Below are 18,341 nucleotides of genomic sequence, written 5' to 3'. Positions count from 1 at the left end.
AACAAAAAATCAGCCTCCAGAGAATGGATTGATGCATTGCTTTTTGCCGTTATTGCAGCAAGTTTAATCAGGTGGTTATTACTGGAACCTTTTACAATTCCTACAGCATCAATGGAGAAATCTCTGTTAGTGGGTGATTTTCTATTTGTAAGTAAAATGCATTATGGTACCCGAGTGCCAAAAACCATTCTTCAAGTTCCATTAACCCACCAAAAAATTTGGGGTACAGAACTTAAGTCTTATTCTGAAGCCATTCAGTTGCCTTATTACAGGTTACCCGGCTTCACTTCCATCAAAAGAAATGATGTGGTTGTGTTTAACTTTCCGGAGGAATTTCAATACCCTGTGGATTTGAAGACCAACTATATCAAACGAGCCGTTGCTATTCCGGGAGATGTATTGGAAATAAAAGAAGCCCAACTGTTTGTCAATGGTAAGGCCAGTGAAAACCCGGAAGAAATGCAGTTTTCTTACGACGTTATTGTTAATAGACCATTGAATGCTGAGTTTTTTGACAGGTATGGCATCAATCCGGATAGCTACTATCCCTTTTCTGATAATTCAGGGTATTTTGTTTTTGCAACCGATGCAATGATCAAAGAGCTTGAACAATCTCCAGCCATTTCTTCCATCCAAAAAAGAATCAGTAAACCGGGGCAGGGGGATGCAAATATATTCCCGGATGGGGCCTATTTTAAATGGAATAAAGATAATTTTGGCCCCTTAGAAGTACCGGCAAAAGGGCAAACCATTACGCTAAATGAAGAGAATGTCCGAAAATATGCTTTCACCATTGAAAAATTTGAAGGGCATGAAAATGTTACGGTAGAAGACAATAAATTGTTTATCGATGGGGAGGAACAACAGTCCTATACATTTAACCAAAATTATTATTTCATGATGGGGGATAACAGACACGATTCCTTAGATTCAAGGTTTTGGGGATTTGTGCCTGAAGATCACGTAGTAGGTAAAGCTTGGTTTCTCTGGTTGTCTTTAGAAAAACACAAAACCATGTTTAACAAAATCAGATGGGACCGATTCTTCAAGCCCATCAATTAAAAACTTTTTCTCTGGGATATCAAATCAAAAGGTCATTGTGAGAGTTAATGACTGACTAAAAAAACAATCCCCGGGCTATTTAATGGTTCGGGGATTGGTGTTTTATTACTTTTTAACTTTACCCTCAACAGTATAAATTACCATTGAATAGGGGTTAAACCATTTTTGGCCAAGTAAGTATTGGTTTGGCTGAAATGTTTGCAACCCAAAAAGCCTCGATGTGCAGATAGTGGGCTTGGGTGAGGAGATTGTAATTTGAAGTGTTTATTTGCCGGTATTACTACTGCCTTCTTTTGGGCATAGGCCCCCCATAGTAAAAAAACAAGGTTTGATTTATGTGCTGCTAGCTTTTCAATCACCGCAGTAGTAAAGGTTTCCCAGCCTTTCTTTTGGTGGCTTCCAGCCTTGTGGGCTTCCACAGTAAGGGTAGCATTAAGTAACAATACTCCTTGCTTTGCCCACCTTTCCAGATTTCCATTGGAAGGAAATGGTAGATTAAGGTCGCTCTTTAGCTCTTTAAAAATATTTAGCAGAGATGGCGGAAAAGGTACGCCCTCATTTACAGAAAAAGCTAAACCATGAGCTTGTCCGGGACCGTGGTAAGGATCTTGTCCCAGAATAACTACTTTGACTTTTTCTACCGGACACAAGTCAAAAGCCTTAAATATGGAATCACCTTTGGGATAGATCGTTTTGGTTTCATATTCTGATTTAACAAAACTCACCAAAGATTCAAAGTAGGGCTTTGAAAATTCATCTCCCAATAAATCTTTCCAACTATTTTCTATTTTGACGTTCATAAAAAGGTTTTCTATTGGTATATTTGACTTTAGGATTCAAATTTCGGATAAGTTTTGTATTTAAAAAACTAAATGGCTACTGCAATAACAGAAGGGATAAAAATAAGTGTGGAAGCAAGCTACCAGAAAGAGTTTTCGAACCCTAATATGCATCATTTTGTATTTACCTATAAGGTTACCATTCAAAACTGTAATCCCTTTACCGTACAATTGCTTAGAAGAAGATGGGAAATACATGATGCTGCAGAAAGCCTTAAACTTGTGGAAGGAGAAGGTGTGGTTGGTCAGCAACCTGTATTGGAGCCTGGAAATTCACACACTTATTTATCCGGATGTACCATCAAATCCGGAATGGGTAAAATGAAAGGGTATTTTTATGTTGAAAAGTTAAATGATGGTAAAATGCTTACCGTAACAATTCCTGAATTCCAGTTGATAGCCAATATTTTCAACAATTGATTTTTTAACAATGCTTTTCCATATTCGGGAATATTTTCTTTATTTTTTAAACAAAGAAGATCAACACAGTATACATTCTCCCTATTATTTTAATCTGTATAAAGATCTAAAATTATACCTGAAAGAGAATAAGAAGGGTATGCAAAAAATTGAATTGGTGAGAAAGAAATTTCTTGTCTCTAATCAAGAAATTTTGAGAATTGATTTCGGAGCAGGTTCCCGGTGGAGTCGTGGAAATAAGCAAAAAATAAGCGCTATTGCAAAGCATGTAAGTTCTCCACTGAAATTTTCACTGATTTATCAGTTTCTTTGTAAACTTAGCCCTGCTCATACTGTCTTAGAATTAGGAACATCTTTAGGAATCAATACAGCGTACCTGTCAGCCGTGACCAAAGGAATGCTGTATAGTTATGAAGGAGACCCTGCTTTGGTGGATTTAGCACGTGAGCATCTGAGCAAAGAATCAAATATAAATCTTGTGTCAGGAAACCTAAATGAAACCTTGAATATATCACTAAGAGCTTTGAAAAAAGTAGATTTTGTATTGATAGATGCCAACCATAGATATGAACCAACAATTAATTATTTTAATCAAATAGTTCCAAAATTGCATGCGGAAAGTATTCTTGTAATTGCAGACATTCATTGGTCTAATCAGATGAAAAAAGCCTGGCAAGAATTGAAAACTCACTCTTCAGTAACAGGCAGCATGGACTTTTTGATTGTGGGGTTTTTTTTTTGGTAACCATGGGGTAAGAAATGATTTTATTCTTGAAATTTAAATTAGGCAAGATTAAATCTCACATTGCAAATTAGGTGCAATTGCTACTTCCAACTAACAGTTTTGAGCACAATTTAAAAATGTTTGAGCCCGGATCAGGTAATAGGGAAAGTAGTTGTGTCATTTTTCATATTTTGTGTTTATATCAGGCCATGAACATGACAAGACTTTGGAGAACCTTATGGGCCTTCTTTTCATGTATATGGACAAGCCAACCTAACTTGGCTTTAATGGTAGTTGCAATCTATATAAAATCATTATAATTTGGTCATTTTAGCTTGATTCCTTGATATCCTATGTAAATTGCTATTTATTCAAAAGGCCATTTTTGTGCTAAGTAGGAACAAAAGGAAGAGAATTTTAACACAGAAAGTGAAATAAATATTGGTCTGATAATTGATAGGCTTAGTAAGTTATATATGGACGTAAATAAATGTCGTGCTAAAAATGAAATATGCAATTGTAAAGTGTTTTTATTTGTATGAGTGAAGGAGAAAGAAATAATAAAAGCAGTATAAATGTCGACAAAGGAAAAAACATTCTAATTATCGTTTTGGTAATTTTAGTAATTCTTAGTGGCTGGAGACTTCTAAATGATCATAGGGAAAAATCTAGAATTAATGAAGAGGTATCACATTTAACTGACGAAAATAATCAGCTGAATACCAGGCTTGACTCTATTACCAGAGAATTGGATGTCAGAATTAACGAAATAACAAGCCTGAATGGGGATGTAGAGGCACTGGTGAAAGTCAGAGAGCAGTTGGAAAAGGAGCGCAAGCTTGATAAAAACAGATCAGCGAATGATATTGCCAGATTGAATGCGCAAATCGACAGTTATTTAACCTTATTAGAAGAGAAAGATGCTGATATTGTTCGATTAAAAGCTCAGAATGTCCAGCTCTTTTCTGAGAATAAAGAATTGAAAACGGATAAGTTTGAGATTGAGGAGGAGATGGCTAAAATCAGTAAGAAGACAGACGATCTCGAAAAGAAAGTGAATTTAGCGTCTCAATTGAAGGCAGAAAATATTGTGGTGGCTGCGGTTAATTCTAGGGGGCGAGAAAGGGAAGGAGAATTTAGAAACAGGCAACTTTCAAGATTGAAAGTGTCGTTCAATATTTCTGACAATAAGGTGGCAGAGCCGGGTATGAGAGATGTTTTTATTCAGGTACTTTCTCCAAATGGACAAGTGATATTTGACATCGCAAAGGGTTCCGGTACCTTTGAATTGAATGGAAAAGAACATTTTTATACTTTAAAACAAGATTTCGTTTTTAATAACACCCGGCAACAATTGACCTATTTTTATGAGAAAGGCTCCGACTATGTCAAGGGGAATTATGTGGTTAAAATTTTTTCTGATGGATGGGAAATAGGTGAAAGTAGATTTGAAATAAAATAAAAGTGTATTCTTTTGATTATTTGGGCATTTAGCTTAATTTTGCAAACTGTTTTAAATTATTAAACAAAAGTTAAAAAGAATGTTCCAAAAAAATTATGAAACGGTATTCATCCTTACTCCCGTTTTGTCTGAAGTTCAGATGAAGGATACCGTAGACAAGTATGTAGGCTTGTTAAAGGAATTGGGAGCAGAGGTAGTAAATGTTGAAAACTGGGGCCTAAAAAAATTGGCTTACCCTATTCAAAAGAAAACTACCGGGTTTTATGTATTGGTTGAGTACAAAGCTGATCCATCTGCAATTAAAAAGTATGAAGTAAATTTCAGAAGAGACGAGACTGTATTAAGGTTTCTAACAACTGTAATGGACAAACATGGTTTGAAATACGCAGAAAGAAGAAGAAAAGGTGAATTCAATAAAAAATCTGAAGCTAAGGAGGAGCCAGCAAAATGACATTAAAAAACGAACCAATCAACAGAGAGCAAAACAGAAAAAAATACTGTAGGTTTAGAAAATTAGGTATCAAGTATATCGATTACAAAGATCCTAACTTCTTGCTTAAATTTGTGAACGAACAAGGTAAAATTCTTCCTAGAAGATTGACAGGTAACTCTGCGAAATTTCAGAGAAAGGTTGCTCAGGCCATTAAAAAAGCCAGACATTTGGCATTATTGCCTTACGTAGCAGACGGCTTGAAATAGTTAGTCTGTAATCCTTCACCTAATAAAATATTATAACAATGGAAGTTATCTTAAAAACAGATATAAAAGGACTAGGGTATAAAAATGACTTGGTAGATGTGAAACCAGGTTACGGAAGAAATTACCTAATTCCTCAGGGCTTTGCTTTACTTGCAACCTCTTCAAACAAGAAGATCTTGCAAGAAAATATAAAGCAAGCGGCTCATAAAGCAGAAAAAATTAAAACTGAAGCAGAAGCTGTAGCGGCTAAGTTAGAAAGCATCACTTTAGAAATTAAAGCGAAAATAGGCGATTCCGGAAAGATTTTTGGAAAAGTTACTACTTTGCAACTTTCTGATGCTTTGGCAGAAAAGAGCATTGATATCGATCGTAAGAAAATCTCTATCAATCAGCCGGTTACTACTTCAGGAGAATATGAAGCTGAAATTGACCTTCACAGAGAAGTTAAAACCAACGTGAAGTTTGTAGTTGTAGCTGAATAGTTATTTCTAACAATATTAATTAGAAAAAGCCAGGTTTTTCCTGGCTTTTTTAGTTTACAATAGCTTTCTCCAGATCCGCTATTAGCTTTTTTGAAACAGAACGACTGCTCTTACTTTTTACCTCCTTCAAAAGTTCCAATGCAAGCATTGATTTCATTTTTAGACCATCAGGATTGTGGTCAAACCGATAACTACCCAAGCACCATTTTAACTCAGCTGCTAAATCTTCATTGATTTTTAATTTGTTAAGTTTTTCGATGGTGTGCTCTACAGATTTTTCTAAAAGTGCTGAATCCATTTTCTTAATTTGTTAAAGGTTATAGTAAATCTTTCAACAATATTATCAATAATTATTAAATATTGAAATTTTACGTAAAAAATATTTATTATCTATATTTATTACAGGATATGGTTGTTGATAATATAAATAAAGATTCCTTTTTAACTTTGGTTTCCATTCCCTCATATTTTCGTTAATTTGATCATTGATTCTTACCCTAAGTTTAGGTCATTTTATTTAATTGATTGTACCAATGAAAAGTTTTAGAACTACTTTCCGCTTTAAGGAATGTGAAAAAGGAATTAACCATTCGTCAAATATAATTACCATAGGATCTTGCTTTTCAGAAGTAATAGGAGAAAGGTTACTTCACAGTAAATTCAATACTTTGGTAAATCCTTATGGGACAACATTTAACCCGGATTCTATTTTTAATCTCTTGGTAAAGACAATTACGGGTAAGCCTTTAGATGCCGACTTGTACTTGAATAGACATGATCATTTTTTTCATTACCAGCTTCATTCTTCCTTCAGTGATACTTCAATCGAAGCACTGGAAAAAAAATTGAGGAAACTCAGTCAAAGGTGAATGCGAAACTTGAATCTGCTACTCATATATTTATAACCTTAGGTACCGCCTTTGTTTATCGCTTATTAGAAAATGGAAGTTCTGTGGCAAATTGCCACAAACAGCCCCAAAAATATTTCTCAAAAAGCCTATTGGGTTTAAGTGAAATGCTGGATGGTTTCAATGCTTTTTACCAAAGGATTCTCCTGATCAATCCAAAAATTCAGGTGGTTTTAACAGTGAGTCCGGTGAGGCATATCAAAGATGGAATTACACAAAATCAGCTGAGCAAAAGCCTATTAAATGTCCTTTGCCACCAATTGGTCGCAGCCTATCCGGAGATTTACTATTTTCCAGCCTATGAAATTATGATGGATGATCTCAGGGATTACCGCTTTTATAAAGATGATATGATTCATCCTAGTACCATGGCCGAGGAGTATATTTGGGAGCAATTTCAGACTGCTTTTTCAACGACGAAACCAAAGAATTGATTCAGCATGTAGATCAAATCCAACGTAACCTTAATCATCGTCCATTCAATCCTCAATCTCAGGCGCATTATAGTTTTCTATTAAAACTACAAGAATTGATTTCTTTGATGCCTGAAAACCTTGATTTTACTTTGGAAAAACGATCCATAAAAGAACAACTTATGTTGTTTAAATGATTAGACATACCGAAGTTATGAAAGCGAATCATCTCATAAATAGTAAAAGTATATATTTACAACAACATGCCTATAATCCGGTGGAATGGTACCCTTGGTCAAAAGAAGCCCTAGAAAAAGCGAAACTTGAGAACAAGCCTATACTCGTTAGTATTGGATATTCAGCTTGTCATTGGTGTCATGTTATGGAAAGGGAAAGCTTTGAAGCCAAAGATGTAGCTAAGTTGATGAACGCACATTTTATTTGTATAAAAATTGATAGGGAAGAACGCCCCGATTTGGATAATATATATATGGAGGCTGTACAAGTCATGGGCTTGCAGGGGGGCTGGCCACTAAATGTATTTTTGCTTCCCAATCAGAAACCTTTTTATGGTGGAACCTATTTTTCAAAAGAACAATGGATACAAGTGCTTTCAGGAGTTGCTCAGGCTTTTTCCCAACAATACGATGATCTAGTAAAGAGTGCAGAGGGTTTTGGCCAAAGTATTGAGCGTTCTGTGATAGAAAAATATGGTTTAAAGAAAGGAAAATCAAAATTTTTCCCTGAAACCATAAGGCAGATTGCCAAAGACCTTATAGGTAAAATTGACCCGGTATGGGGAGGGATGAAAAGAGTACCTAAGTTTCCAATGCCTGTTATATGGAGTTTTTTATTGGACATGGCCATTTTAGATGATCATGAAGACTTGGGTGAAAAGGTTTGTTTTACCTTGGAAAAAATGGCTATGGGAGGCATTTATGATCACCTTGGGGGAGGTTTTTGCCGGTATAGCGTAGATGGAGAGTGGTTTGCCCCTCATTTTAAAAAATGCTTTACGACAACGGGCAGTTGCTAAGCCTGTATAGCAAAGCTTACCAATACAGTGCGAATGCACTTTTTAGAGAAAAAATTACTGAAACGATAAGCTGGTTACTTAATGATATGTGTGGCCCTGAAATGGGTTTTTATTCAGCATTAGATGCCGACAGTGATGGTGAAGAAGGGAGGTTTTATACTTGGACATTCTCTGAGTTGAAGGATCTGTTAGGGGATGATTTAAATTGGTTTTGTCAATTATACGGTATTAAAGAGCAAGGGAATTGGGAAGCCGGAAAAAATATACTTTATCAGACCCTACCTTATGTTGAAGTTGGTGAAAACTTTGGTTTTACGCAAGAAGCTTTGCTTTCAAAATTGCGAGAAGTAAAACTAAAACTCAAAGTAAAAAGGGAATCAAGGACCCGGCCGGGATTGGATGATAAAATCATTAGTGGATGGAATGGTTGGGTAATCAAAGGCTTGTGTGATGCCTACTTGGCCTTAGGTGAGGAAGAAATTAGAAATACCGCTGTAAGAACCGGTAATTTCATTTGGCATCATATGGTTATTGAAAATGAATTGTATAGAAGTTACAAAGGGGGACAAGCCTATACCCCGGCTTTTTTGGAGGATTATGCGGCTGTTATTCAATCCTTTATTTCGCTTTATAAAATTTCATTTGACTCATTCTGGCTTAGAAGAGCAGAATTATTGGCACAAAGGGTTTTGCGTAATTTTCACGATGAGGAAGATGAGATGTTTTATTTTAACGATCCTAAAATTGAAAAGTTGATAGCCAATAAGAAGGAACTATTTGACAATGTAATCCCCTCCTCTAACTCAGTAATGGCAAGAAATCTTCACCAGTTGGGGCTTTATTTATACAATGATACTTATCTTGCGCAAGCAAAAAGCATGTTACAGTTGGTCAGCGATATGTTGATAAAAGAACCTGATTTTCTAGCCAATTGGGCAAGCTTTTATTTAGAGCAATCAGTACCGACGGCTGAAATTGTAATTGCAGGCAAGGAGGCAAGTACTCTGGGCTTATCATTTCAGAAAACCTATCACCCCAATATTATTATTGCTGCTGAAGTTAAAACAACTGATGTACTTCCAATATTGGCGGATAAAGTGGGAGGTAAAACCACTTTTTACGTTTGCTTTAACAAGACCTGCAAACAACCTGTTGAGACCATTGATGCTGCCATTCGCCAACTGCCAAAATTGCCCAACACTTAAACAATAAGACTAATAGTGGAAGATCTCTTTGGACATAGCTACCCTTCAACAAATAAAACCCTGTTTGCAGACATTATCCTTCCTGTACCTATACCTCGTTCATTCACTTATAGTGTGGATCCTGAAATTCAGGATGAGATTGGAATTGGATATAGAGTAATGGTTCAATTTGGAAAAAAAGGATTCTAACGGGGATTGTGGCCAAAGTTCATCAAAAGGCTCCTGAGGCCTATAAGGCAAAACCTATACTTGATTTGCTGGATGATTTTCCTATTGTCAATGCATTACAAATAAAGTTTTGGGGCTGGATGGCGGGGTATTATTGCTGCCATATTGGTGAAGTTATGAATGCAGCATTGCCAAGTGGTTTAAAACTTTCCACTGAAAGTAAGGTTCAAATTCACCCTGATTTTGATCTAGAGAATCCTAGTTTTCCGATGGATGAAAGGGAATTGGTGATTTTAGAAGCGTTAGAGAAAAATCCGGAGATGAATGTAGATCAGCTTGAGCCACTGGTGGCGGCTAAAGACCTGCATAAAATCATAAAAAGCCTTTTGGCAAAAAAGGCTATTCTTGTTTATGAATCCGTAAAGGAAAAATACAGCCCCAAAATAGAAACCAGGGTGCGATTTTCTTCAGAATACTTATCTGAAAGTCATAAGTTAAATGAGCTATTCGAAAAAATCAAAGGTAAAGTAAAACAAGAAAATGTGCTGCTCAAATACCTTCAACAAGTACCTGTTTTTAATGACCAAGCTCTTAATGAACAGGGCTTAGCAAAAAAGGTTTTGACAGATGCAGGGTGTTCTTCTTCATCGATTGATACACTGGTGAAAAATAAGGTGTTTGAAACTTTTAAAATTAAAATTAGTCGGTTTGATCCCATTAAGGTTGAAGAGAAATCCATCGAACTTTCTCAAGATCAATTGGAGGCCTATGAATCCATACAACATGAATTTGGCACCAAATCTACTGTGCTTCTCCATGGTATTACCGGCTCAGGTAAAACAGAAATTTACATAAAATTAATCAATGAGGTTTTAGATAGTGGTTCTCAAGTACTGCTCTTGTTGCCGGAGATTGCGTTGACTACACATTTGGTTTCAAGGTTACAAAAGGTTTTTGGTGATACGATGGGTATTTTTCATTCCCGATATTCAGACAATGAGAGGGTTGATGTTTGGCAAGGAGTATTATCAGGTAAGTACAATTTCATTATTGGTGTAAGGTCATCTTTATTCTTACCCTTTGATAGTTTGGGTTTGGTAATAGTAGATGAGGAACATGAATCATCCTATAAACAATTTGATCCTGCACCTCGATTTCATGCACGAGATGCAGCCCTTATGTTAGCTTGGTTGCATCAGGCAAAAACGGTTTTGGGAACGGCTACACCGGCTTTTGAAAGCTTTTATAATGCTCAAACTGGTAAATATGGATATGTGAAAATGGACAAACGCTATGGAGGAGCGGAATTGCCGCATTTTCATCTCGCAGACATTCTAAAAGACAAAAAAAAGAACTTGCTCAAATTGGATTTTACAAGACTGATGAGAGAGAAAATTCAAGAGGCACTCAATAATCAAGAGCAAGTGCTTATCTTTCAAAATAGGAGAGGATATGCCCCCTATATTTCTTGTGAGGAATGTGGTTGGATTCCTGAATGCGAACATTGCGATGTGAGTTTGACTTACCATCAATACCAAAATGAATTGAGATGTCATTACTGTGGGTTTAAAGAAAAGGTACCCAATAAATGCCAGGCGTGTGGGAGTGAGAAAATCACTACTGTTGGTTCCGGTACCGAAAGAATAGAGGAGAATCTTTCTCTATTATTTCCGGAAGCTAGAATTCTAAGAATGGACTTGGATACCACACGTAGTAAATACGGCTACCAAAAGATTTTAGAGGAATTTGGTTCCGGCAATGTTGATATTCTGGTTGGGACTCAAATGATAACCAAGGGACTTGATTTTGACAGGGTTTCTTTGGTAGGAATTGTTGATGCTGATCGAATTTTATTTTACCCTGATTTTAGGTCAGGTGAAAGGGCTTTCCAACAAATTACTCAAGTAGCAGGAAGAGCGGGGAGACGCAATAAAACAGGTAATGTAATTGTTCAAACAAGAAGACCTGATCAATTGATTTTCAATCATATAATAGAAGGTAAGTATACTGAATTCTATCAACAGGAAATGGGAGAAAGGCGGCAGTTTTATTACCCTCCATTCGTCAAAAATATTAAAATTGTAGTCAAGCATAAAGATTTTAAAATTACAGAAACAGCTGCTTTCCAATTAAAAAATCTACTCGTAGAAATAGAGGGTAGAAAGATAATTTTAGGCCCGGAAAAAGCCTTGATAGGTAAAATTAAAAATTTATTCCATTTCGAAATATGGATTAAACTTGAAAGAAGTACACAAGCACAAGAACATTTTAAGCATGAAATGGCCCAGAAGATTTCAGAATTGCATGGAGATAAACGTTTTCGATCAGTTAGATTTTTAGTGGATGTAGATCCATCTTAATGTGTTTTCGGGTAAACTTAAATTTTTATTTAGACAATTATCCCAAAGTATCCAATAGACAATCCGAAGCTAAACTTTAATTTCCAAGCATTTTATTTGCTTTGATGTTTCAAACATCCCGGTAAATGCACAGGAAATCCTATTGGTATCATCCGGGAAGGAGGTACTTATTCAATTTTCCAAAATAGGGCTGGTTGAACATTTTCCCCTTGATACCATTTTAAAGAGATTAATATTTAAACGATTTCACGGTTTAGCAATAGCCATATCCAGGCTATTTTTTAAGTCAATTTTTATGAAGTGATTGGTATTCAATTTTCAGCAACTTGGAATTAAAAACCAGAATGTTCTTAGGCGTACTTTAGAAAATAGAAAGGGATAAGTTTGTTTTTAAAAAATTTCAAAATTAAGCCAATCCAAGTATTATTAAACCAATCTTCGGATAATTGTTTATCTCCAAAAATAAATATATAAATAGCATATTATTGAGTATTTTTAGTTATTTTTTTTAATAAAAGTCATTTGATGTTAATTTTATTTTGTTAAATTTATGAAGATAAAATTTTATACATGAGCCATTATTTTGAGACCATAACTTTTGAATCTTTGGATGGCTTCCACTGTGACCTGAAGCATCTAAAGTCTTCCAATGTCACCAAAGGTCCTGTGCTTTTGGTGCATGGTGCCGGGGTGAGTAGTAATATATTCAATCCACCATCCAAGAATAATATTATATATGCTTTGGAATCTGCTGGCTACGATGTATGGTTAGAAAACTGGAGAGGAAGTATTCAATTTGAGCCCAATGAATGGAATTTGGATCAAGTGGCACAATATGATCACCCTGCGGCTGTGAGAAAGGTGATAGAGATGACAGGAGCGAAAGAAATAAAGGCCATTATTCATTGTCAAGGAAGTACTAGTTTTATGATTTCCTCAATTTTAGGGCTTATTCCGGAAGTGAAGTTAATCATTAGCAATGCGGTTTCTTTACATCCTGTGGTTCCCTTTTATTCCGGCATTAAATTGAATTTACTCGTGCCTATGGTGAGTAAGTTTTTAAATTTCTGGACCCACAATGGGGTTTGCGAGCCCCTGATTTTAAGTCCAGATTGATGCTTAATGTAGTAAAAGCTACACATTGGGAGAAAGATTCTTTAGTGGGTAAAATGGTTAGTTTTACTTATGGGTCAGGGTTTCCTGCATTATGGGAATTAGAGAATATAGATGATCAAACAAAAAATTGGATTCAGTATGAGTTTGCTCATGTGCCACTTTCTTTTTTTCATCACATACAAAAATGTGTAAGAAATGGGGCCTTGGTAGAAAATGAAAAGGGAGGAAGGGATTATACAGTAGAAGCGCCAAAGACATCAGCTAGGTTTGTACTATTTGCTGGAAAGCAAAACAAATGTTTTTTGCCTAAAAGTCAGGAAAACACTTATGAGTATTTGAATAAATTACAACCGGGTTTGCATAAACTATATCTATTGGATAATTACAGTCACTTGGATGTGTTTTTGGAAAAAATGCTCATATAGATGTGTTTCCCAAAATGATAAATGAACTTGAACTTGGATGATAAATCGTTATGCTACCAAAAAGGATAAAAAATTATACAGGTAGGTACGCACTTGTAGATGGTATTCCCTATACCATGCCTGTCAGTTCTTCTGATTCTCCCGCCTTGATGGCAGGTTTTTCTTGTGACTGGGAAAAAGCCAATGCCTTACTGCCGGGAAATGAAATACATGCAATGAAATTGCCAAATGGTAGGGCGGCCCTGATGATCACTATTATTAATTATCTGGATACGAGTATAGGTAAATACATTGAGTACAGTATTGCCATCGCCTGCACACATGGCTCAAAACCTGCACCACGAATTCTAAATACATTGTTATTGGGACCATATGGGACGGGTCAATATATTTTAGACCTTCCGGTAAGCAGTGAAATCTCTGTGAAAGGTGGAAAGGGAATTTGGGGAATGCCCAAACATAAAGCGAATCTCGATTTTAAAGTTACTGATGATCAGGTGACAAGTCAGTACGAAAAAGATGGACAATTTGCATTTCGAATAGAAATAGACAAGCCAAAATCTCCTTCAATTAAATTAAAGGTTGGGGCAACAAACTATTGTAGATTTAGAAACATGTTGATGGCCTCCTATATCTATTTTGAAACCAAAGCGGGAATTAATCTTTTTGGCAAAGCCAAAGGAAGCCTTTTCATAGGTGACCACCCGAAAGTTGCACCCTTAAAGGACATAGACATAAACCCGGATCCATTTTTTACCACATTTATGCCGAAAACCAACGGTATCCTAGACGACCATTTTGAATGCTGGTTTATGACTTATGATGAACCTCCTAAAGAAATGACTGAAGGCTTGGAATCAGTGTTCCCACTTGGGTATTCAGAGGATTGGTTGGCCCCACCTTCGATTACTGATTATGAAAAATACCGTATCAAATAATAAATAATTTATAAGATGAGTCCTTTAAAAAAAACATTATTAGACATCAATAATGCTTACATATTTTTTGTGCATCTATTTATTTAGGCATGTTTTGGTCCTTACATTATTTCTGGTTTCCAAATTATCCGAAGACTTTAAATCTATCAAATTATTATGATGCCATTATTCCACAAACTGACCTGGCCACAAAGTTTTTCTTTGTGTCGATTCCTATCATGGCAGTGGCATTGGTGATAATGCTAATCACGGAGTGGAAGACAGGGCTTCGATGGGTGCCTTTGGCTTGGATCCCGGGTCTTTTAGCACCGGTTTTGGTGCAGCAGTTATATATTGAAGATGTTAACAATCAATTTAAAGCGGGATTGACAGATGAGGCCACCTTGCAAGCATTGTTGGATGAATGGATGTTTCTTAACGATGTCCGCTGGATTATTCTAACCATTATGTGGCTCATCACCATGTATTTCTTCATTGCAAAAGCAAAACCAAAGCACCAATACAATGGCTGAAAAAAATATTTGGATTGACTCCTAGGTACACAGAATTGTTGGTGGTAGCCGTTGCATTTATCACACTGATCTCCGGATTGGTACAAATGTTAGCCCCTTCTTTTATGTTGGGCTTCATTGGGAAGGAATTGCCAACAGCATCCTCGGCACATTTCTTTGGCATAGTAGGCATGTTTATGGCCTTATTTGGAGGAATGCTAATTCATGCGATATACAGTGCTGTAACAAATAAACAAGTAGTCTTATGGTCTGCACTTCAAAAATTTGGGGCCTTTATTGCAGTTTCAATAGGCGTATTTAATGGCTTGTTTTCAATCTTAGCGATGTCTGTTGCTGTATTTGATTTGTTTTCGGGTCTGCTTTTTATTGTTTATTTACGTGTACTCAATAGCAATAATGCATAACTTCCTAAATGCGAAATATAAGCAAATGAATATTTTTATAAATCAGGGAAACTGTATTCTATAAATAATTTATAATGTTAGTGACTAAGCAAGCATCTAAAGACCAACCAAACCGTGCATTAATTCTTGCGGGAGGTGGAATGCGTGTTGCTTATCAAGCAGGGGTTATGAAAGCCATGGAGGAAGAGGGTTTGGTCTTTTGTCATACAGATGGAGCTTCGGGTGGAATATTCAATGCCGCCATGTTGGCTTCAGGATATCCGGTTGAAAATATCATGGAAAAATGGAAAACATTAAACTTTAACCATTTTACCTCTTTTATAAAACTAAAGGAATATTTTAGGCCATGGAACCTTAGAGCTTTAGGAGATGCAGATGGAATTAGGGACAAAGTATTGCCACATTTTGGTGTGAATGCGAAGAATATAAATAAATTAAATTTACCAGTCACATTCTCGGTTTGCAATTTTACCAAGAAAAAGGTGGAAGCCATACCAACTGACCAAGTAGAAGAAAACCATTTATTGGCAGGGGTTTCCTTACCTATTTTAATGCCGGCATTAAAGGTAAAAAATGATTGGTTGATTGATGCAGTTTGGATTAAAGATGCCAATTTATTGGAAGCTGTGAAAAAAGGAGCAGAAGATTTATGGTTGATTTGGGGCATTGGCAATTACCCCAGTTACTTATCAGGCTCCCTTAATCAATACGTTCATTCAATTGAAATGAGCGCCAATGGAGCACTTTTTGAAGAATTTGAACAGATAAAATGGATCAATAAACTTATTGAGTTAGGCCATTCTCCATATGGTCAAATCAGAAAGATAAAAGTATTTGTGGTAAAGCCTAAGCTTCCGCTACCCTTAGACCCTGAATTGTTTCTAAAGAAATTAACGGCAAGAGCCCTGATTAATATGGGTTATCAGAATGCCAAAAACTATTTTAAAGAGTTACCGGAAAATGGTGACGCGCTAGACTTTAGCGCTACTCAGACCATCGATTCAGGTGATTATTTATGCTTGCCAATGGAATTTTCAGGAGAGATTTTGGAAGGAACAAAAAGTCATCAAGTGATTTTTTATCTTTTCCTGAGGCTTTCCCATAGCGATGAATTCAAAATTCTGGAAGCCTTTTCAAGTCTTTGTTTTGTGGAAAATGGGGAGGAAATGATTGGTGGTGAAACTTTGGTGGAGATGGTCAAAAGTGTTGAGGGCAATGACTCAATAGCAATAGAGACAGCTTTACAAGGTAAATCGGCTACTTATGTATTGAAAACTAAATTAAGGTGTTCCGGCCCTCGGTATTGGTTATTAGGTCTTGCCTTCAAATCCATTGATTTGAAATTGTTTTCCCCTTAGAAAAAAATGATTTAATGGCAGGAACGCTTTATCAATCCTTTGTTTCAAGGTTAAAAGGAGTAATATTAAGTTTAGCCAAAAAGAGAAATGGAACCAATGCAGGTATCGCGTTTAAATACAGGATGTTACAAAAACTATTGAAGAATGAAGTTTGAAAGAAAACCAATGGTCAATTGGTATGACCCTAAGCAATTGGCTTTCACAAGTGTTAAAACAGTCTTGTCTTCTGTTTTTGGAAATTTTGCAGACCGTAGGGAGCTTCAGGCAGCACTAGACCAAGATTGCAAGCCTTTTGATTATTCGAAAAAAGAAGCATTATGGTTTGACTATATTTCAGATTTAGGAGATGGGTTTAATTCTACCTATACAATAGCGAGCTTATTGGCCAGAGAGCAATTGGAACTAAGAGGGAAAGCCCTTAAAAGAGGAGATGTGCTTATAATGGGTGGTGATGAGGTATATCCCACACCGGAGAATATAGAATATGACAATAGGTTAAGGGGGCCCTATACCGCTGCTTTTCCAAAAGATGAAAAAGCCATAGAACGACCTGATGTATTTGCCATTCCCGGAAACCATGATTGGTATGATGGATTGACTAATTTTTTGAGGTTGTTTACCCAAAAGCGTTCTTTGGGCAATTGGAAAACACAACAAAATAGAAGCTATTTCGCACTCAAACTCCCCTATGATTATTGGGTTATTGCCATTGATATTCAGTTGAATGCTGATATTGATTTCCCTCAAATATGCTTTTTTAAAAAGATAGCCAAGGAACATTTTAATCCCAATAGTAAAGTGATTCTTTGTACTTCTGAACCTTCTTGGGTTTATAAATCATTTGATACAAAAAATAATTCTTTCGATAGGTTACAATTTTTTATCGACAGGGTATTATTGGGGCAAGGTGAAAAGGATTATGAAGAGAAAAACAAGTCCGTAAACATCGAGGCAATATTGACAGGTGATTTGCATCACTATGCAAGGTATGAAACAGTGAAGGACGAAGCCAAACCATGTCATTTTATTACAGCCGGAGGTGGTGGGGCCTTTATGCATCCTACCCATACGTTAAGTGAAGAAATAATTGGTACCCATGAAAGAAAGGCCGAATTAAAAAGACTTTTCCATCAAAATCAAGTTCTGCCAAACTTAGCTTACTTAATCTTGCTTTCCCCTTTTTTAGCCTTACAATGTTGTTCTTTTTTGGGACCTACAATGTCTTCACAACTTGGATCCTCCAAACGAAATCAACAGAGGGAAAAAGTTTGATGGAAAAATTGTCTGAATTTAACCTGTTTGATGGAGAATTGTCTCAAATTTTGGGCGTAATAAGTTCCAATTTGTTGCACTTTCCCTCCGCTCTTTTTCTAAACCTTTTATTATTTGTAGGTTTAATTTTATTTACCGATACCAGTTCAGGTAAGAAGAAGCTTAACTATATCGCCGGTTTGGTCCATGGATTGCTTCATGTGATTAATTTTTATTTTCTATTGTGGTTATTTTCCTACCTGAACCTGAACGTTTGGGGATTTGAAGTGAATCAGGGAAAACAAATTGCCCTCTTTACAGCTGAGATGATAATGATGGGTGGGTTTATTAGCTGCTTGATTTTTGGCCTTTATTTGACTATAAGTGTAAGCCTATTAAAGAACCATATTACTGAGGCATCTTCTTCTTACAGGTGGGAAGGGTATAAAAACTTTTTGAGAATTTCGGTCACTAAAGAAGGGCTTACCATTTACCCAATAGGAGTAAAAAAGTGGTTAGCAATTGGAAGGTGGTAGGAACAGAAAAAAATCCTCGTTTT

The 18,341-nt window shown here is 36.2% G+C and carries 21 protein-coding genes and 2 pseudogenes; 21 read left to right on the top strand and 2 right to left on the bottom strand.

Features of this window, described 5'->3' with window-relative positions; all coding sequences use genetic code 11:
* Window positions 1–36: 36 nt before the first annotated feature.
* A complete protein-coding gene (lepB, locus tag WG932_RS05775) occupies window positions 37–1,062 on the top strand; it encodes a signal peptidase I (protein WP_483087296.1) in 1,026 nt (341 codons plus the stop codon).
* A gap of 137 nt (window positions 1,063–1,199) precedes the next feature.
* On the opposite strand, the gene ung is transcribed toward lepB, so the two are convergent.
* Entirely contained in the window at window positions 1,200–1,862 is a 663-nt protein-coding gene (gene ung / locus WG932_RS05770; RefSeq protein ID WP_014022381.1) for a uracil-DNA glycosylase, read from the bottom strand.
* Window positions 1,863–1,934: 72 nt separating this feature from the next.
* On the opposite strand from ung, the gene apaG reads away from it, so the two are divergent.
* The 6 genes from apaG (at window position 1,935) to rplI (ending at window position 5,688) form a co-directional block, all read left to right on the top strand.
* Window positions 1,935–2,321 (top strand): Co2+/Mg2+ efflux protein ApaG, encoded by a 387-nt coding sequence (gene apaG, locus WG932_RS05765; protein WP_149394129.1) that lies wholly within the window; start codon window positions 1,935–1,937, stop codon window positions 2,319–2,321.
* A gap of 139 nt (window positions 2,322–2,460) precedes the next feature.
* On the top strand, window positions 2,461–3,066 hold the full coding sequence (locus WG932_RS05760) for an O-methyltransferase (protein WP_483087295.1): 606 nt from the start codon (window positions 2,461–2,463) through the stop codon (window positions 3,064–3,066).
* Window positions 3,067–3,583: 517 nt separating this feature from the next.
* Window positions 3,584–4,507: a coiled-coil domain-containing protein gene (locus tag WG932_RS05755; RefSeq protein WP_149394127.1), complete on the top strand. Its 924-nt coding sequence runs from the start codon at window positions 3,584–3,586 to the stop codon at window positions 4,505–4,507.
* A 79-nt stretch (window positions 4,508–4,586) separates the two neighbouring features.
* Complete coding sequence (gene rpsF / locus WG932_RS05750) at window positions 4,587–4,958, top strand: 30S ribosomal protein S6 (RefSeq protein ID WP_014022377.1); 372 nt, start codon at window positions 4,587–4,589, stop codon at window positions 4,956–4,958.
* Window positions 4,955–5,206: a 30S ribosomal protein S18 gene (gene rpsR, locus WG932_RS05745; RefSeq protein ID WP_014022376.1), complete on the top strand. Its 252-nt coding sequence runs from the start codon at window positions 4,955–4,957 to the stop codon at window positions 5,204–5,206. Before rpsF ends, rpsR begins: the two co-directional genes overlap by 4 nt.
* 38 nt (window positions 5,207–5,244) lie before the next feature.
* Window positions 5,245–5,688: a 50S ribosomal protein L9 gene (gene rplI, locus WG932_RS05740; protein WP_014022375.1), complete on the top strand. Its 444-nt coding sequence runs from the start codon at window positions 5,245–5,247 to the stop codon at window positions 5,686–5,688.
* 49 nt (window positions 5,689–5,737) lie between these two features.
* Here rplI and WG932_RS05735 read toward each other — a convergent pair whose 3' ends face one another.
* Window positions 5,738–5,986, bottom strand: coding sequence for a hypothetical protein (locus WG932_RS05735; RefSeq protein WP_014022374.1), 249 nt, complete (start codon window positions 5,984–5,986; stop codon window positions 5,738–5,740).
* Between the two features lie 235 nt (window positions 5,987–6,221).
* On the opposite strand from WG932_RS05735, the pseudogene WG932_RS05730 reads away from it, so the two are divergent.
* From WG932_RS05730 to WG932_RS05665, 14 genes and pseudogenes are all read left to right on the top strand, one after another.
* A pseudogene (locus WG932_RS05730) lies at window positions 6,222–7,030 on the top strand (GSCFA domain-containing protein).
* Window positions 7,027–7,206 (top strand): hypothetical protein, encoded by a 180-nt coding sequence (locus tag WG932_RS05725; protein ID WP_483087294.1) that lies wholly within the window; start codon window positions 7,027–7,029, stop codon window positions 7,204–7,206. Before WG932_RS05730 ends, WG932_RS05725 begins: the two are co-directional and overlap by 4 nt.
* A 17-nt stretch (window positions 7,207–7,223) precedes the next feature.
* Window positions 7,224–8,045, top strand: coding sequence for a thioredoxin domain-containing protein (locus tag WG932_RS05720; RefSeq protein WP_483087293.1), 822 nt, complete (start codon window positions 7,224–7,226; stop codon window positions 8,043–8,045).
* The gene (locus tag WG932_RS05715) at window positions 8,018–9,250 is read left to right on the top strand and encodes a thioredoxin domain-containing protein (RefSeq protein WP_483087292.1); all 1,233 of its coding nucleotides are present in this window, start codon (window positions 8,018–8,020) and stop codon (window positions 9,248–9,250) included. Before WG932_RS05720 ends, WG932_RS05715 begins: the two co-directional genes overlap by 28 nt.
* A gap of 15 nt (window positions 9,251–9,265) precedes the next feature.
* Window positions 9,266–11,778: pseudogene (priA, locus tag WG932_RS05710) on the top strand (replication restart helicase PriA).
* A 570-nt stretch (window positions 11,779–12,348) separates the two neighbouring features.
* Window positions 12,349–12,894, top strand: coding sequence for an alpha/beta fold hydrolase (locus WG932_RS05705; protein WP_483087291.1), 546 nt, complete (start codon window positions 12,349–12,351; stop codon window positions 12,892–12,894).
* A complete protein-coding gene (locus tag WG932_RS05700) occupies window positions 12,894–13,319 on the top strand; it encodes a hypothetical protein (RefSeq protein WP_483087290.1) in 426 nt (141 codons plus the stop codon). The genes WG932_RS05705 and WG932_RS05700 overlap by 1 nt, the downstream gene beginning before the upstream one ends.
* A 50-nt stretch (window positions 13,320–13,369) precedes the next feature.
* A complete protein-coding gene (locus WG932_RS05695; protein ID WP_483087289.1) occupies window positions 13,370–14,257 on the top strand; it encodes an acetoacetate decarboxylase family protein in 888 nt (295 codons plus the stop codon).
* A gap of 89 nt (window positions 14,258–14,346) precedes the next feature.
* On the top strand, window positions 14,347–14,769 hold the full coding sequence (locus WG932_RS05690) for a hypothetical protein (RefSeq protein WP_483087288.1): 423 nt from the start codon (window positions 14,347–14,349) through the stop codon (window positions 14,767–14,769).
* 14 nt (window positions 14,770–14,783) lie between these two features.
* The gene (locus tag WG932_RS05685; protein ID WP_483087287.1) at window positions 14,784–15,173 is read left to right on the top strand and encodes a patatin; all 390 of its coding nucleotides are present in this window, start codon (window positions 14,784–14,786) and stop codon (window positions 15,171–15,173) included.
* Window positions 15,174–15,247: 74 nt separating this feature from the next.
* A complete protein-coding gene (locus tag WG932_RS05680; RefSeq protein ID WP_483087286.1) occupies window positions 15,248–16,531 on the top strand; it encodes a patatin-like phospholipase family protein in 1,284 nt (427 codons plus the stop codon).
* 14 nt (window positions 16,532–16,545) lie between these two features.
* On the top strand, window positions 16,546–16,686 hold the full coding sequence (locus WG932_RS05675; RefSeq protein ID WP_483087285.1) for a hypothetical protein: 141 nt from the start codon (window positions 16,546–16,548) through the stop codon (window positions 16,684–16,686).
* Window positions 16,676–17,803, top strand: a complete 1,128-nt coding sequence (locus tag WG932_RS05670) for a metallophosphoesterase (protein WP_483087284.1) — start codon at window positions 16,676–16,678, stop codon at window positions 17,801–17,803. Before WG932_RS05675 ends, WG932_RS05670 begins: the two co-directional genes overlap by 11 nt.
* Window positions 17,803–18,318 carry a hypothetical protein gene (locus tag WG932_RS05665; protein ID WP_483087283.1) on the top strand — a complete coding sequence of 172 codons (516 nt, stop codon included), beginning with the start codon at window positions 17,803–17,805 and terminating at the stop codon, window positions 18,316–18,318. Before WG932_RS05670 ends, WG932_RS05665 begins: the two co-directional genes overlap by 1 nt.
* Window positions 18,319–18,341: the final 23 nt, after the last annotated feature.

It is taken from the genome of Cyclobacterium sp. SOCE241 (genome assembly GCF_056867545.1).
Note: the sequence above shows the minus strand (reverse complement) of the source record. Positions and strands in the feature narration are given on the sequence as shown.

What these genes read in the sequence shown, in the direction of transcription:
- WG932_RS05690 (WP_483087288.1), top strand. Translation starts at nt 14,347, where the DNA reads ATGTTTTGGTCCTTACATTATTTCTGGTTTCCAAATTATCCGAAGACT.
- WG932_RS05720 (WP_483087293.1), top strand. Translation starts at nt 7,224, where the DNA reads ATGAAAGCGAATCATCTCATAAATAGTAAAAGTATATATTTACAACAA.
- WG932_RS05760 (WP_483087295.1), top strand. Translation starts at nt 2,461, where the DNA reads ATGCAAAAAATTGAATTGGTGAGAAAGAAATTTCTTGTCTCTAATCAA.
- WG932_RS05715 (WP_483087292.1), top strand. Translation starts at nt 8,018, where the DNA reads ATGCTTTACGACAACGGGCAGTTGCTAAGCCTGTATAGCAAAGCTTAC.
- apaG (WP_149394129.1), top strand. Translation starts at nt 1,935, where the DNA reads ATGGCTACTGCAATAACAGAAGGGATAAAAATAAGTGTGGAAGCAAGC.
- ung (WP_014022381.1), bottom strand. Translation starts at nt 1,862, where the DNA reads ATGAACGTCAAAATAGAAAATAGTTGGAAAGATTTATTGGGAGATGAA.
- rpsR (WP_014022376.1), top strand. Translation starts at nt 4,955, where the DNA reads ATGACATTAAAAAACGAACCAATCAACAGAGAGCAAAACAGAAAAAAA.
- rpsF (WP_014022377.1), top strand. Translation starts at nt 4,587, where the DNA reads ATGTTCCAAAAAAATTATGAAACGGTATTCATCCTTACTCCCGTTTTG.
- WG932_RS05680 (WP_483087286.1), top strand. Translation starts at nt 15,248, where the DNA reads ATGTTAGTGACTAAGCAAGCATCTAAAGACCAACCAAACCGTGCATTA.
- WG932_RS05695 (WP_483087289.1), top strand. Translation starts at nt 13,370, where the DNA reads ATGCTACCAAAAAGGATAAAAAATTATACAGGTAGGTACGCACTTGTA.
- WG932_RS05700 (WP_483087290.1), top strand. Translation starts at nt 12,894, where the DNA reads ATGCTTAATGTAGTAAAAGCTACACATTGGGAGAAAGATTCTTTAGTG.
- rplI (WP_014022375.1), top strand. Translation starts at nt 5,245, where the DNA reads ATGGAAGTTATCTTAAAAACAGATATAAAAGGACTAGGGTATAAAAAT.
- WG932_RS05735 (WP_014022374.1), bottom strand. Translation starts at nt 5,986, where the DNA reads ATGGATTCAGCACTTTTAGAAAAATCTGTAGAGCACACCATCGAAAAA.
- WG932_RS05670 (WP_483087284.1), top strand. Translation starts at nt 16,676, where the DNA reads ATGAAGTTTGAAAGAAAACCAATGGTCAATTGGTATGACCCTAAGCAA.
- WG932_RS05665 (WP_483087283.1), top strand. Translation starts at nt 17,803, where the DNA reads ATGGAAAAATTGTCTGAATTTAACCTGTTTGATGGAGAATTGTCTCAA.
- WG932_RS05705 (WP_483087291.1), top strand. Translation starts at nt 12,349, where the DNA reads ATGAGCCATTATTTTGAGACCATAACTTTTGAATCTTTGGATGGCTTC.
- WG932_RS05675 (WP_483087285.1), top strand. Translation starts at nt 16,546, where the DNA reads ATGGCAGGAACGCTTTATCAATCCTTTGTTTCAAGGTTAAAAGGAGTA.
- WG932_RS05755 (WP_149394127.1), top strand. Translation starts at nt 3,584, where the DNA reads ATGAGTGAAGGAGAAAGAAATAATAAAAGCAGTATAAATGTCGACAAA.